The sequence below is a fragment of the Aquabacterium sp. genome (genome assembly GCF_034003525.1).
In the GTDB taxonomy this organism is placed as follows: Bacteria; Pseudomonadota; Gammaproteobacteria; order Burkholderiales; family Burkholderiaceae_C; genus Aquabacterium.
The window spans coordinates 1-13,090 of sequence record NZ_JAVEYN010000047.1 but is presented as its reverse complement, the minus strand read 5'-3'; the positions used below and the strand labels follow the sequence as shown (position 1 = coordinate 13,090).

Below are 13,090 nucleotides of genomic sequence, written 5' to 3'. Positions count from 1 at the left end.
GATGACCTTCTCCAGGTCCAGCTCAATGAAGTCCCCGGGCTTGAGCGAGAGCAACTGCTCCACGGTGGCCGGGGCATGCCCCAACTCCGCCACCAACTCCACCTCGGCCGACTGGATCTGCTGGGTCAGCAGTTTCACCCAACGGCGGTCCGGCTCCACCGAGTCGCCCTGGATCGACGAGAACAGGATGTCGCGGATCGGCTCAAACGTGGCGTACGGAATACAGATGTGGATCGTGCCCGTCGCATCGCCGATTTCCAGCGTGAACGAGCAACACACGACGATTTCACCGGGCGTGGCCACGGTGGCGAACTGCGGCTGCATCTCCGAGCGCTGGTAGTCGAGCTCGATGGGGTAGATGCCCTGCCACGACTTCTTGTATTCCTCGCTGATCACGTCCACCAGGCGGCGAATGATGCGCTGCTCGGTCGCCGAGAAATCGCGCCCTTCGATGCGGGTGTGGAACTTGCCTGCCCCGCCAAACAGCGCGTCGATGACCGAAAAAACAAGGGTTGGCTCACACACGATCAGGCCTGAACCCCGCAAGGGGCGCACGGCCATGATGTTGAAGTTGGTCGGCACCACGATCTCGCGCAGGAAGGCGCTGTACTTCTGCACCTTGATGCTGCCCACCGACACCTCGGGCGACTTGCGGATGAAGTTGAACAGCCCGATGCGGATGTTGCGCGCAAACCGCTCGTTGACGATCTCCATCGTGGGCATCCGCCCACGCACGATCCGCTCCTGCTGCGCGAGGTTGTAGTCGCGCACGCCTTCGGTTGGCGCCTCTTCCTGCTCCAGCTTCTGGCTTTCGCCCGTGATGCCCTGCAGAAGGGCATCCACTTCGTCTTGAGAGAGGATTTGCTGATTCATGGCCGGTGGCTTCGTAGAGGGGTGATCAAGAGACTCGAAGACCGCTCACTGGATGATGAAGTTCGCGTAGTGCACTTGCAAGATGGGGTTGTAGTCTTCCGTCTTCTTTTTCTTGCGTTTTTTGGGCGCCGGGGCGGCCTCATCGGTGCCATCTTCTTCCGAAGACGCCACCGGCTCGGGCTCAGGCTCTTCGATCTCGTAGCCCATGGCACGTGCAGCACCGCGCTGAATCTCGCCGGCCAGTTGCACCTTGCCCTCAGCCGTCAGCAGGTCCTCGGCGGTCTTGCGCGAGAGGATCAGCAAAATGGCGTTGCGGATGGCCGGCATGTACAGCTTCATCTGCTCGCCCACCTTGGCATCGTCCACCTGCAAATTGATGCCAATCTGCGCGAAGCGCTCGCTCTCGCGATCGGCCAGGTTCACGATGAAGGGCTCCAGCGGCACGAAGATCGGCGGCGCCCCGGGGTCGACCTTGGGCTTGGCCTTGGTTTCGGCCACCTGCGCCACCGGCTCGGTGCCGTCTTCGCCATCGCCCTCTTGGTGGGACATGTTCTTCTGCATCAGCAGGAAGGCGCCCACGCCGGCGAGCAACAGCACCACCACCAACCCGACGATGATGAGGATGAGTTTCTTCGAGCCCTTCTTGGGGGCGTTGCCATCGGCCTGATTGGCCGTGGGGGCTGCTGACATTCGCGTATCTCCTGGATGACGAGGTGGGTGCCCCAAGCAGGCACCACCCCATAGGTGGATTATTCGAAGTCAGCGCGACAGTGAAGAATCAATAAGCGCCGTGAAACACGTCTGATTCTCCACCCAGGCGGTCATCCCCTCAGGCGTAGAGGTCCAGTCCGCCGGGACGCCCGGCACGCGGGGCGCTCACGCCCTGCATGACGGCCACATCACCGTCATCCTCACCTGCCGAAGCGGTCGAGGAACCGGTGGACACCCCACGCGCCCCATCTGACGGGGCAGACTGCTGTCCAAATGACTGCTGGGCGGTCTGAGCCGTCACGCCCCCACCCGTCAGATTCAGACCCACATCGCTCAAGGCCGACGACAGCGCAGACAGGCTGGCTTCGATGGCTTTTCTCGTTTCAGCTGCCGCAGCAGCAAAATCGACCTGTGCCGATTGTCCCTCAAGTGCGATCTTCACCTGGATGGGGCCCATGTCCGCCGGGTTCAGGTGCAGCTCGGCCGTCATCGGGCCATCGGTGCGCGCGGTGTTCACCCACAGGCTGACCTTGTCGGCCAGTGCCTGGCTGAAGTCGGCATGCCCGAAAGGCGTGGGCAAGGTGGCCGATTCATGACGCGGCACGGCCGCAGGCGTCAAGCCACCGGGGCGAACGTTGACGCCCGGCGTCAGGCCGGACAGCGCCCCGACCTCTCCCTTGGCCTCCAGGGCCGACTCACCCCCACGCCCCAACAGCGCGTCCACCTGCAAACCCGCCAGAGCCGTGGTCTGCTGCCACTGCGAGGGGTCCAGCGCCATGCCACCGTTCTCCGCCTCGGCACCCAGCGCGGCCTGCGCCGACGGGTCGGACTCGGTCGCTGCCAGTTCAGCCAGGTCGAACTCGGTGCCCGCGTCCGGGCCCTGGGCAGCCTGAGCCAAGGCCTCGGCACCGCTCAGGGCAGCGGGCTTGGCTTCCGGCAGCAGGCCTGCCAGCCACGCCATCATGCCCGCCGGGTCGCCGGCCACGGGCTTGGACTCGGCTTGGGATTCGGGAGCCTCGGCCGCGCGCTCGGCCTCGGCGGCCGGGCTGGGCTTGCCAGACTCAGCGGGCCGTTCGGCACGTCGCGACACCTCGGCACGCTCAGCCTGGGCTTGCGGCGGCAGCTTGCCCGCCTGCACGCCCTGCTCAGCGGCCTGGCTGGCCTGCTGTGCCGCGCGCTGGGCGGCCTGGGCCTGCTGGCGCGCACGGGTCAGCGCCTGTTCATTGGCGCGTGCCGTGGCCTGGGCCTTGGCCGCCGGATCGTGTGACGGGGCCTGACGCTCAGCGGCCTTGGCGGGCGCCTTGGGCGCCGGGGCCGCTTGCGTGGCAGCATTCTGCTGGCTCATCAGGCTGGCGAAACTCTGGGGGGCTGCCTGCGCTTGTGCGCCGCGCGCCTGCGCCTGCAGGCGGGCCACCATTTCGCTGGCGCCCGACACGCCGCCCTGGCCCGGACTGCTCGTCACGGATGACTTGATGGGTGTGCTCATGTCGATGCCTTCACAAAGAGGTACTGGCCAGCGGGTTGACACCACCGGGCATGGACGCCGACAGGCGCGCCGCGCGCGAGGCCATCTCGTCGGTGGCTTTCTGTTCTTGACGCGACTGGCGCGCGCGCTGCTCCAGCAGGCGTTTGTCGATCAACTTCGAGACGGCCGCCACGCGACGTTCGCGCTCGACCAGTTCCAGACGGCTGCGCTCCATCAAGGCCTGCGCCTGGGCCACCTGCTGGTCTTGTGCGCCCACGGCATCCCCTAGGCGCTGCATGAAATCCTGATAACAGCGCACGATCTCCATGCCGCCCGACTGGCGGAACTGTGCCTGCCAGCGATTCTGATAATCGCGGCGCCAGTCGGTGAGCGACTGGGCCTGCTGGCGCGCTGCCTCGTAGGCCTTGCGCCGCGCCTCGTGCGCAGCGACGGCCTCGTCCCGGGCCTTTTCAGCGGCCTCCAGCACGATCAGCAGCGATTGCGTGGCACTCATGAACCTGTCTCCTGTCCCCCTCGGGGACCTCTCTCAGCCTATCACTGCGCGACGATCTGGTGAAGGGCCGCCACACTGTCCGGCATGTGGGCCGGTGTGTGCATGCCCTGCTGCAGCAAGTTGACCATCGCCGGGTGGACCCGCACGGCCAGGTCGAGATCGTGATCGTGACCCGGCACATAGGCACCGAGCTGGATCAGATCGCGGGCCTTGCTGTACTTGGACCACAGTTGGCGGAATCTGCGCGCATCATCGATATGTTGAGGCTCCGCGACATTCGTCATCACTCGAGAAGCGGACCTTTCTATGTCTATTGCTGGAAAATGTCCGGATTCCGCAAGTTCACGGGACAAGACGATGTGCCCGTCCAGGATGGCGCGGGCCGCGTCGGCGATCGGGTCCTGCTGGTCATCGCCTTCGGACAGCACCGTGTAAAAGGCCGTGATGGAGCCGTGGCCGTTGAGGCCGTTGCCGCTGCGCTCGACCAGTTGCGGCAATTTCGCAAAGCACGAAGGCGGATAGCCCTTGGTGGCCGGTGGCTCGCCAATGGCCAGGGCAATCTCACGTTGCGCCATCGCATAACGCGTCAGCGAGTCCATCAGCAGCAGCACGTGCAGGCCCTGATCGCGGAAATGCTCGGCAATCGCGGTGGCGTAATTGGCCCCCTGCATCCGTGTCAGCGGCGGCGCATCTGCGGGGGCGGCCACCACCACTGAGCGGGCTAGCCCTTCGTCGCCCAGGATGTCCTCGATGAACTCTTTCACTTCGCGGCCCCGCTCACCGATGAGGCCCACCACGATCACGTCGGCCTGGGTGTAGCGCGCCATCATGCCCAGCAGCACACTCTTGCCCACGCCCGACCCCGCAAACAAGCCCAGACGCTGGCCACGCCCCACGGTGAGCATGGCGTTGATCGCCCGCACCCCGGTGTCCAGGGACTGGCGCACCGGGTCCCGGTCCATGGCGTTGATGGCGCGGCGCACCAACGGCTCGCTGCGCACCTCCTGCAGGGGACCCTTGCGGTCCATTGGCTCGCCCTGGGCATTGACCACCCGGCCCAGCAGGCCATCGCCAATCGGCATGTGACGCGTACGGTCCTCGCTGCGCCGCCACGGGTGGTTCACCTGGCCCAGTCTGGGCGGGTTCACAGGCGTGCTCACCGGCACCACCCGGGCCCCGCTGGCCAGGCCATGCACCTCGGCCGTGGGCATCAGGTAGGCCCGGTCCCCAGCAAACCCCACCACTTCGGCGAGCACCGGGGTCTTCTCGACCCGGCTCTCGGAATGGATCTCACAGACTGCGCCCACGGGCAGGCGCAAACCGGCCGCCTCCAGCACCAGACCGGCCACGCGCACCAGCTTGCCCTGGCTCTCCAGTGGCATCGGCGTGGCCGCGCAGCGGTCCAGGTCGTCAAAGTACCGGTTCCAGCTGTCCAGCAGGGTGCTCTTGGCGCGCGCGCTCATGCCAAACCTGCATCATCCGGGGCCTCGGCCCTCGGGTTCGCCTCGCCACGCACGCCCTCGTCCTGACGGCGCGGCTCACGTGCGGTCGGCACACGGCTCTCATGCCCGCCCTGCCACGGCGCTTGATGGCCCATGGCCCCGGCCGCACGCTCCCACCGCGACTCCACCGTGGCGTCCACCAGGGCTATGTCGGAATCCACCAGGCAGCCCCCGCGCCGGATCGACGCATCCGCCACCAGGCGTGCGCCTCGCGATTGCAAGATCTCATCCAGACGCCCCTGCACCACCGCGTGGTCCTCCGGATGCAGGCGCAGCACAATCTGACGGGCCGAGCTCAGCAAGGCCGACAAGGCCTCCTCGGCCACCTCGACCACCAGCTCAGGCCGCTCGATCAGTTCGCTGCGCACCACTTGGCGCGCCAGCTCCAGCGACACCCCCGCCACACGACCCGCCAGTTGCTGCTCCAGCGCATCCAGGCGCTGCTGCATCGCCTCGACCAGCCCGCCCACCTGCTCGTTCATGTAGCGGGCCATCTGCTCGGCCTGGGTCTGCTTGTAGCTTTCCAGCGCGGCCAGACCATTGCGGTAGCCGTCCTGATAGCCGCTCTGGCGAGCCGCCTCGATCAGGGCTTCCGTGTCCGGCGCCGGTTCGGCCGCAGCCTGCGCAGCCGCACGCGCTGCCGCTTCGGCCTGGGCCTGCGCCAGGGCTTCGGCCTCTGCCTGGCCCGGCATGCCCCCCACAATCGGGCGCCAGTTCGGCGAGCGCGGCATGGCAGCGCCCGGGTTCGCCCCGGCGCCCTGCGCGGCCGCCTTGCCGGCCGGCTGCGCGGACTGAGCCGACTTCATCGTCGGGCGGATCTCGGCGGCGGCCCGCTCGGCCAGCGACGGCTTGCGCACGCCGCCTTCTTCCGACGCATTGGGCGCCTGAGGCTGCTCGAAGGTCTCCGGATTCCAGACCGCAAACGCCCCCAGCTCCTCGCGGGGGATGAAGCGCGCGTAAGGGTTGGCGTGCGACCCGCCCCCCGGTTGGCCCGGCTTAGACGTACTCATCGTCGCCTCCGCCACCCATCACGATCTGGCCTTCGTCGGCCAGACGGCGCACGATCTTGAGCAACTCCTTCTGCTCGGCCTCGACTTCGGACAGCTTGACCGGACCGCGCGACTCCAGATCCTCGCGCAGCGTCTCGGCTGCACGGCTCGACATGTTCTTGAACACCTTCTCGCGGATCTCGGGCGACGCGCCCTTGAGCGCAATGATGAGGGACTCGGTCTGCACTTCCTTGAGCAGGGACTGGAAGCCCTTGTCGTCCAGCTTGATCAGGTCGTCGAACGTGAACATGTTGTCCATGATCCGCTGCGCCAGGTCGCCATCGGCCTCACGAATGTAGTCCAGCACCGAAGTCTCGATGCTCGAACCCATCATGTTGATGATCTCGGCCGCCGGCTTGACACCACCCAGCGACGACTTGCGGATCTGCTGCCCGCCTGCCAGCACCTTGGACAGCACCTCGTTGAGGTCCTTCAAGGCCGAAGGCTGGATGCCATCGAGCGTGGCGATGCGCACCATCACCTCATTGCGTTGACGCTCCGGGAAGAACTTGAGCACCGACGACGACTGGTCCGGGTCCAGGTGCACCAGGATGGCCGCCACGATCTGCGGATGCTCGTTGCGCAGCAGTTCGGCCACCGAGCCCGCATCCATCCACTTCAGGCTCTCGATGCCAGTGACATCGCTGCCCTGGATGATGCGATCAATCAGCAGATTGGCCTTGTCATCGCCCAGCGCCTTGCGCAGCACCGCCTTGATGTACTCGTCGTTGTCTGCCACCAGCACGCCCATTTCGGTGGACTCTTTGGCAAAGCGGTCCAGCACATTGCCGATGCGCTCCTTGGTCACCGCCTTCATGCGGGCAATGGCCTCACCCAGATGCTGAACTTCCTTGGGTTCGAGATGCTTGAAGACCTCGGCGGCCTCCTCCTCACCCAGCGACATCAGCAGGATGGCTGCATCTTCCACACCTTTTTCGTCCATGACGCGCGTCCTTGCTCAGTTGTTCATCCAGCCACGCACCACATTGGCCATCGCCTGCGGGTTGCCACGGGCCAGGGCACGCGCTGATTCCAGTCGACGATCGGTGCCAGGAGCCTCCAGCGCCGCCAGCGGCTCACCATCGGGCCCCAGCACCATGCCCGTGCCCGGCAAGGCAGGCAACTCCTGGGCATCGTCGACGATGGCGCTGAGCTTACCTTGTTCCACCTCTTCCACCGGCGCGGGGCGGGCTGCCTTGATGGCCGGACGGATCGCACCAAACACCACGATCAGCGCCGCCAGGGTCAAGGCCCCCGGCACCGCCAGCGTGCGGATCAGATCCACCGTCTCCGGCTGCTGCCACATGGGCGTGTCGGTCTGTTCTTCCTTGACGACCTGGAAGGGCGTGTTCACGACCTTGATCGAGTCGCCCCGGCGATCGTCCACCCCGATGGCTTCACGCACCAGCGCCGTCAGCTTCTCCAGCTCCTCGTCCGGGATCGGCTGCGTCGTGGTCTTGCCCTTGGCATCCGTGACCGTGCGGTGGTTCAGGACCACCGCCGCGTTCAAGCGCTTGATGCTGCCGGTGGCACTGCGCGTCACGCGCACCGTCTTGTCCACCTCGTAGTTGGTCACGGCCTCGCGGCGGCCATTGGTCAGCGCGCTCCCGTTGACCTGGGCGGCCTGCAGCGGCGCCGAGGCACCGTTGATCGGTGCGGTGGCCGGCACCGGTGGCTGGTTGGTCGTGGCCCCCGGCACGCCAGCCGGTGTGGCGCCTGTGCTGCCAGACTGCTCGCTGGTTTGCTGGCTGCGCACGGTGGCCGCGGCCTCCGGCCCCTGGTTGGGCTTGTACTCTTCGGCCGTCGACTCGGTCTGCGAAAAATCCAGCTCAGCCGTCACCTGCGCCCGCAGGTTGTCCTTGCCCACCACGGGCTCGAGGATGTCACGGATGCGCTGGGCATAGTTGGTCTCGATCTGGCGCACGTACTGCAACTGCTGGGCGTCGAGCCCGGCGTGCTCCACGCCCTCCTGTGGCCCGGACAGCAGGGCCCCCGTCTGATCGACGATGCTCACGGCCTTGGGCGACATCTCCGGCACGCTCGACGACACCAGATGCACAATGCCGGCAATCTGGCCACGGTCCAGGCTGCGGCCCGTGTACAGCGTCAGCACCACCGAGGCCGAGGGCTTTTGCTGCTCACGGAAAAAGCCATTCTGATTGGGCAACGCCAGGTGCACCCGGGCACTCTGGACACTCGACAAGGCCTGGATCGAGCGGGTCAGCTCGCCTTCGAGGCCCCGCTGGAAATTCAAACGTTCCTGGAACTGGGTGGTGCCGAACTTCTGGTTCTCCATCAGCTCGAAACCCACCACCGAGCCCTTGGGCAGGCCGGCCGAGGCCAGCTTCAGGCGCACATCGTGCACCTTGTCGGACGGCACCAGGATGGCCGCGCCCCCGTCGGCGTGCTTGTAGGGCACCTGCATCTGCTGCAACTGCGCCAGAATGGCTCCGCCGTCCTTGTCCGACAGATTGGTGTACAGGACGCGGTAGTCGCCCTCACGCCCCCACAGCATCATCGCCACAAAAATGGCCACGATGGCGGCAATGCCACCGCCCAGCATCAGCTTGCGCTGCACCGGCAAAGCCATCACCCGCTGGGCAAAGCCGGGCGGCTGGGACGCGTTCGCATCCAGCACCTGATTGGGTGCCAGCGGCGCGACGGACTGAGGATTGGCGACAGAGACTTCCATGGGGTGACATGATGCATGGGATTGCGCGCCGAACCGATTCGGCACCTCAACCCACCTTGGCAGGTCCTGATTATTGAGACTTCCCGGACCCCCTGTGGCCGAAACAGCCCCCGAATTGCCAACTTCTTCGGCGCATCACCGGGTCTGGCGCTCGCTAAAGTGCGAAGTGTGGTGATCGGCACCACACCTTCTTCGCACAGATCCGCACCATGGACCTCAAACTCAAGCCCTTTGACTTCGCACAGGCCGCCGCCAAGGCCGGCATGGCCGACGTCGCGCGCCGGGTCGAGGCCAACACCCGCCTGGCGTCTGCCGGCAGCGCGGCGGCGGTCGAGAAACCCAGTTTCCAGAACGCTTTTGCAGGCGCGCTGAGTTCCATCAGCCAGGCCCAGGCCACCGCCTCCACCATGCAGCGCGAAGTCCAGTTCGACAACCCCACCGTCAGCCTGGAAGAAACCATGATCGCGATGCAGAAGTCCCAGCTGGGCTTCCAGTCAGCCGTTCAGGTGCGCAACAAACTCGTGCAGGCGTATACCGATATCATGAACATGCAGGTTTGAGCCCCACGCTCGCCTGCCTGTCATGCCCTCTTCCTCCCGTCCCCTGCCTCTGGTGCAGCTGCTGCTGTGCGGCGCCCTCGTCGTCACCCTGTCCATGGGCATTCGCCATGCCTTCGGGCTGTGGCTGCAACCCATCACCATGGCCCACGGCTGGACGCGGGAGCATTTTTCCCTGGCCCTGGCGCTGCAGAACCTGGTCTGGGGTGCCGCCGGCCCCTTTGTGGGCTGGTGGGCCGACCGGGGCGGCGCCTTCAAGGTGCTGTGGGCCGGCGCCCTCCTCTACGCCCTCGGCCTGTTCGGCATGGCCACCACCACCGAGCACCTGCCCTTCCTGCTGACCACGGGCGTCACCATCGGCCTGGCCCAGGCCTGCTGCACCTACTCGGTCATCTACGGCATCATCGGCCGCAACATCAGCGCCCAGCAACGCTCCTGGGCCATGGGCATCACCGCGGCCGCCGGCTCCTTTGGCCAGTTCCTCATGGTGCCCCTGGCCAGCACCCTCTTGCACCGCATGGACTGGTCGGCCGCGCTGATGGCTCTTGCCCTGTCCGCCCTGCTCATCGGCCCCATTGCTTTCGGCCTGCGCGAGTCCCCTGAGGCGGCACCCCAGGCCAGTGCACCGCCGCCCCAGCCGGCCTCGGCCGCCCTGCGCGATGCCTTCGGCCACCGCGACTTCCTCCTGCTGACGGCCGGCTACTTCGTGTGCGGCTTCCAGGTCGCCTTCATCGGCATCCACCTGCCCAGCTATCTGAAAGACCAGCAACTCGCCCCCGAGGTCGCCACCACGGCCCTGGCGCTCATCGGCCTGTTCAACGTCATCGGCACCTATGCTGCCGGCGCCCTCGGCCAGCGTCTGCGCAAGAACTGGATCCTCTCGGGCATCTACCTGACCCGCGCCGTGGTCATGATCGTGTTCATCAGCCTGCCCCTGTCGCCGCTGAGTGTGGGCGTGTTCGCTGCCGCCATGGGTACGCTGTGGCTGTCCACTGTGCCCCCCACCAACGCGGTCGTCGCCCAGATGCACGGCGTGCGCCACCTGTCCATGCTGGGCGGCATCGTGTTCTTTTCACATCAGATCGGCTCCTTCATGGGCGTCTGGCTGGCCGGGCGCCTCTACGACGCCACCGGCAGCTACCAGGTCGTCTGGTGGCTGGCCATCGCCCTCGGTGTGGTCGCTGCCGCATTGAACTTTCCGATCCGCGAGCATCGCACCCCGGTGCCCCGCACCGTCACCCCCTGAAGCTGAACCATGCCGGCGCGCCGCCACCGCATCACCCTGGGCTACCTCGCTGCCGCCGTGGTGCTCGCCCTCGTGTTCTCGCTGTACTTTTCACCCGATCTGATCGTGGATCTGGCCGGGCGAATCTGGAGTTGCTTCTGACAAAGCCCGCCACCCGGATACGCGCTTTCAGGCCATTAGAATGATCAGATAGAAGGAATCACCATGAAACCCATTTTTGGCAGCATCGTCGCTCTGGTCACGCCCCTGTTCGAAGACGGCAACGTCGATTACGACAGCCTGCGCAAACTGATCGACTGGCACATCGCCGAAGGCACCAACTGCATCGGCGTGGTGGGCACCACGGGCGAGTCCCCGACCGTGTCCGTCGAAGAACACTGCGAAATCATCCGTGTGGCCGTTGAGCAGGCCGCTGGCCGCGTGCCCATCATGGCCGGTGCCGGCGCCAACTCCACCCGCGAAGCCATCGAGCTGAGCAAGTTCGCCAAGAAGGTCGGCGCCGACTGCACCCTGCAGGTCGTTCCCTACTACAACAAGCCCACGCAAGAAGGCATCTACCAGCACTTCACGGCCATCGTCGAAGCGGTGGACATCCCAGTGGTGCTCTACAACGTGCCCGGTCGCACGGTGGCCGACATGCTGCCCGAGACCGCCCTGCGCCTGGCCCAGTTGCCCGGCGTCATCGGCATCAAGGAAGCCACCGGCAACCTCGACCGCGCCGCCTGGCTGATCAAGCAGGCCCCCAAGGGCTTCTCCATCTTCTCGGGAGACGACCCCACGGCCGTTCACCTGATGACCATGGGCGGGCACGGCAACATCAGCGTCACCGCCAACGTCGCCCCGCGCGACATGGCCGAGTTGTGCAAGGCCGCCATGGCGCAAGATGCCAAACGCGCCATCGAACTGCACATGAAGCTGCTGCCCCTGCACAAGCAACTCTTCGTCGAGCCGAACCCGATTCCCGTCAAGTGGGCCCTGGCCCACATGGGCAAGATCGGCGGCGCACTGCGTCTGCCCTTGACGCCCCTGACCCCTGCCTCGCAGGAACTGGTCAAGACTGCCCTGCACGAGTCCGGGGTGTTCTAACCCCTCCGATCCTGACACCCTCCCGACACCCAGGCGTCGGGGTCTGACCTTCACGCACCGCACATGCCGAACACTCCTCGTCACTCGACACCCCTCGTTCTGGGCGCCACCCTGGCGTCCTTGCTGCTGGTCTCCGGCTGCTCCACCATCAACGACGCCCTGGGCGGCGACAAGGTGGACTACCGCACCAGCGGTGCCAAAACCGTGCGTCTGGATGTCCCGCCTGACCTGAGCCAGTTGCCCGGCCAGGTCCGCTACAACCAACTGCCAGCCAACTCCATCAGCGCCAGCACCCTCACCCGTGCGGAAGCGGCGGCCAGCAGCGGACAAACTGCGGTGGCGGTGGCCACCAAAGGCGGCGTCAAGCTAGAACGCCAAGGTCAGAACCGCTGGCTGGTGGTTGACCAGCCCGCCGACAAGGTGTGGAACCAGATCAGCAAGTTCTGGGAAGACAACGGCTTCAGCCTGGCGGTCAACCAGCCCGAAGTCGGCGTGATGGAAACCACCTGGGCCGAGAACCGCGCCAAGGTGCCCAAGGACGGCCTGATCCGCCAGACCCTGGGTCGCGTGTTCGATATGCTCTACGACACCGGCGAGCGTGACATGTACCGCACCCGCATCGAGCGCACCGCTAACGGCACCGAGGTGTACGTCAGCCATCGCGGCATGAGCGAAGAGTACGAAGACAGCAAGAAAGAACGCACCACTTGGCGCGCACGCCCCAGCGATCCTGGCCTGGAAGCCGAAATGCTGTCGCGCATGATGATCGTGCTGGGCGGCACCCAGGAAGAAGCCGACGCCCTCCAGCGTGAGTCGAGCCAGACCGCCACACCAGCTGCCGCCGCCAAGATCGCCCAGATCAACGCACAAGGCAATGGCCTGAGCGTGGCCGCCGACCCGGACACCACCTGGCGCCGCGTGGGCCTGGCGCTGGACCGCAGCGGCTTCACTGTCGAAAACCGTGACCGCCGCCAAGGCAGCTTTGAAGTGCGCCTGTCGGCCAACGATCCCACCGCCACCAAGCCGGGCTTCTTCTCGCGACTGTTCGGCGCCGAAGACAAGAGTGAAGGCAGCCTGAGCCGCTACCAGGTGAAGGTGCAAGGCGAAGGCAGCAACAGCGTCGTGAGCGTGCTCGATGAACAGGGCAAGCCCGCCACCACAGCAACCGGCAAGCGCATCGCACAACAGTTGCTGACCGAGCTGAACTGACCACGGCAACGCGGGCCTCGATCAGAGGTCAAAGAAAGACCCGGATGGCGCAAGCCTCCGGGTCTTTTTTCATGCACGCCACCCTCAAGACAAAGGGAGCGGACATGAAAAAAGCCGCTCCGAAGAGCGGCTTTTTTTGCAGCTGAACTAAGATTAGTTCGAAGCAGCGGAAGCAACTTCAGAAGC

13 protein-coding genes are annotated in these 13,090 nt (G+C 65.9%); 5 read left to right on the top strand and 8 right to left on the bottom strand.

Annotation, left to right across the window (positions count from 1 at the left end; translation table 11 throughout):
- From fliM to fliF, 8 genes are all read right to left on the bottom strand, one after another.
- The coding region (fliM, locus tag RBT42_RS16155) for a flagellar motor switch protein FliM (protein WP_320366997.1) at positions 1 to 873 on the bottom strand (873 nt) is incomplete at its 3' end.
- A gap of 45 nt (positions 874 to 918) precedes the next feature.
- Complete coding sequence (gene fliL / locus RBT42_RS16150) at positions 919 to 1,563, bottom strand: flagellar basal body-associated protein FliL (protein ID WP_320366995.1); 645 nt, start codon at positions 1,561 to 1,563, stop codon at positions 919 to 921.
- 139 nt (positions 1,564 to 1,702) lie between these two features.
- Positions 1,703 to 3,070, bottom strand: a complete 1,368-nt coding sequence (locus RBT42_RS16145; protein WP_320366994.1) for a flagellar hook-length control protein FliK — start codon at positions 3,068 to 3,070, stop codon at positions 1,703 to 1,705.
- 10 nt (positions 3,071 to 3,080) lie between these two features.
- On the bottom strand, positions 3,081 to 3,563 hold the full coding sequence (fliJ, locus tag RBT42_RS16140; RefSeq protein ID WP_320366992.1) for a flagellar export protein FliJ: 483 nt from the start codon (positions 3,561 to 3,563) through the stop codon (positions 3,081 to 3,083).
- A 41-nt stretch (positions 3,564 to 3,604) separates the two neighbouring features.
- Positions 3,605 to 5,026, bottom strand: a complete 1,422-nt coding sequence (fliI, locus tag RBT42_RS16135; protein WP_320366990.1) for a flagellar protein export ATPase FliI — start codon at positions 5,024 to 5,026, stop codon at positions 3,605 to 3,607.
- Positions 5,023 to 6,075 carry a flagellar assembly protein FliH gene (locus RBT42_RS16130; protein ID WP_320366988.1) on the bottom strand — a complete coding sequence of 351 codons (1,053 nt, stop codon included), beginning with the start codon at positions 6,073 to 6,075 and terminating at the stop codon, positions 5,023 to 5,025. The genes fliI and RBT42_RS16130 overlap by 4 nt, the downstream gene beginning before the upstream one ends.
- Positions 6,062 to 7,057 carry a flagellar motor switch protein FliG gene (gene fliG / locus RBT42_RS16125; protein ID WP_320366986.1) on the bottom strand — a complete coding sequence of 332 codons (996 nt, stop codon included), beginning with the start codon at positions 7,055 to 7,057 and terminating at the stop codon, positions 6,062 to 6,064. Before fliG ends, RBT42_RS16130 begins: the two co-directional genes overlap by 14 nt.
- A gap of 15 nt (positions 7,058 to 7,072) precedes the next feature.
- Positions 7,073 to 8,806 (bottom strand): flagellar basal-body MS-ring/collar protein FliF, encoded by a 1,734-nt coding sequence (gene fliF, locus RBT42_RS16120; RefSeq protein WP_320366985.1) that lies wholly within the window; start codon positions 8,804 to 8,806, stop codon positions 7,073 to 7,075.
- A 209-nt stretch (positions 8,807 to 9,015) separates the two neighbouring features.
- Here fliF and fliE point away from each other — a divergent pair, with 209 nt between their 5' ends.
- From fliE to bamC, 5 genes are all read left to right on the top strand, one after another.
- Positions 9,016 to 9,366 (top strand): flagellar hook-basal body complex protein FliE, encoded by a 351-nt coding sequence (gene fliE, locus RBT42_RS16115; RefSeq protein WP_320366983.1) that lies wholly within the window; start codon positions 9,016 to 9,018, stop codon positions 9,364 to 9,366.
- A 22-nt stretch (positions 9,367 to 9,388) separates the two neighbouring features.
- Complete coding sequence (locus tag RBT42_RS16110) at positions 9,389 to 10,609, top strand: MFS transporter (RefSeq protein ID WP_320366981.1); 1,221 nt, start codon at positions 9,389 to 9,391, stop codon at positions 10,607 to 10,609.
- 9 nt (positions 10,610 to 10,618) lie between these two features.
- On the top strand, positions 10,619 to 10,750 hold the full coding sequence (locus RBT42_RS16105) for a hypothetical protein (protein WP_320366979.1): 132 nt from the start codon (positions 10,619 to 10,621) through the stop codon (positions 10,748 to 10,750).
- Positions 10,751 to 10,813: 63 nt separating this feature from the next.
- Complete coding sequence (gene dapA / locus RBT42_RS16100; protein ID WP_320366977.1) at positions 10,814 to 11,695, top strand: 4-hydroxy-tetrahydrodipicolinate synthase; 882 nt, start codon at positions 10,814 to 10,816, stop codon at positions 11,693 to 11,695.
- A gap of 63 nt (positions 11,696 to 11,758) precedes the next feature.
- Positions 11,759 to 12,904, top strand: coding sequence for an outer membrane protein assembly factor BamC (gene bamC, locus RBT42_RS16095; RefSeq protein ID WP_320366975.1), 1,146 nt, complete (start codon positions 11,759 to 11,761; stop codon positions 12,902 to 12,904).
- Positions 12,905 to 13,090 lie beyond the last annotated feature (186 nt).

Excerpts from the sequence above, each read along its gene's own strand:
- fliL (WP_320366995.1), bottom strand. The coding sequence starts at position 1,563 with ATGTCAGCAGCCCCCACGGCCAATCAGGCCGATGGCAACGCCCCCAAG.
- RBT42_RS16145 (WP_320366994.1), bottom strand. The coding sequence starts at position 3,070 with ATGAGCACACCCATCAAGTCATCCGTGACGAGCAGTCCGGGCCAGGGC.
- fliJ (WP_320366992.1), bottom strand. The coding sequence starts at position 3,563 with ATGAGTGCCACGCAATCGCTGCTGATCGTGCTGGAGGCCGCTGAAAAG.
- fliI (WP_320366990.1), bottom strand. The coding sequence starts at position 5,026 with ATGAGCGCGCGCGCCAAGAGCACCCTGCTGGACAGCTGGAACCGGTAC.
- RBT42_RS16130 (WP_320366988.1), bottom strand. The coding sequence starts at position 6,075 with ATGAGTACGTCTAAGCCGGGCCAACCGGGGGGCGGGTCGCACGCCAAC.
- fliG (WP_320366986.1), bottom strand. The coding sequence starts at position 7,057 with ATGGACGAAAAAGGTGTGGAAGATGCAGCCATCCTGCTGATGTCGCTG.
- fliF (WP_320366985.1), bottom strand. The coding sequence starts at position 8,806 with ATGGAAGTCTCTGTCGCCAATCCTCAGTCCGTCGCGCCGCTGGCACCC.
- fliE (WP_320366983.1), top strand. The coding sequence starts at position 9,016 with ATGGACCTCAAACTCAAGCCCTTTGACTTCGCACAGGCCGCCGCCAAG.
- RBT42_RS16110 (WP_320366981.1), top strand. The coding sequence starts at position 9,389 with ATGCCCTCTTCCTCCCGTCCCCTGCCTCTGGTGCAGCTGCTGCTGTGC.
- RBT42_RS16105 (WP_320366979.1), top strand. The coding sequence starts at position 10,619 with ATGCCGGCGCGCCGCCACCGCATCACCCTGGGCTACCTCGCTGCCGCC.
- dapA (WP_320366977.1), top strand. The coding sequence starts at position 10,814 with ATGAAACCCATTTTTGGCAGCATCGTCGCTCTGGTCACGCCCCTGTTC.
- bamC (WP_320366975.1), top strand. The coding sequence starts at position 11,759 with ATGCCGAACACTCCTCGTCACTCGACACCCCTCGTTCTGGGCGCCACC.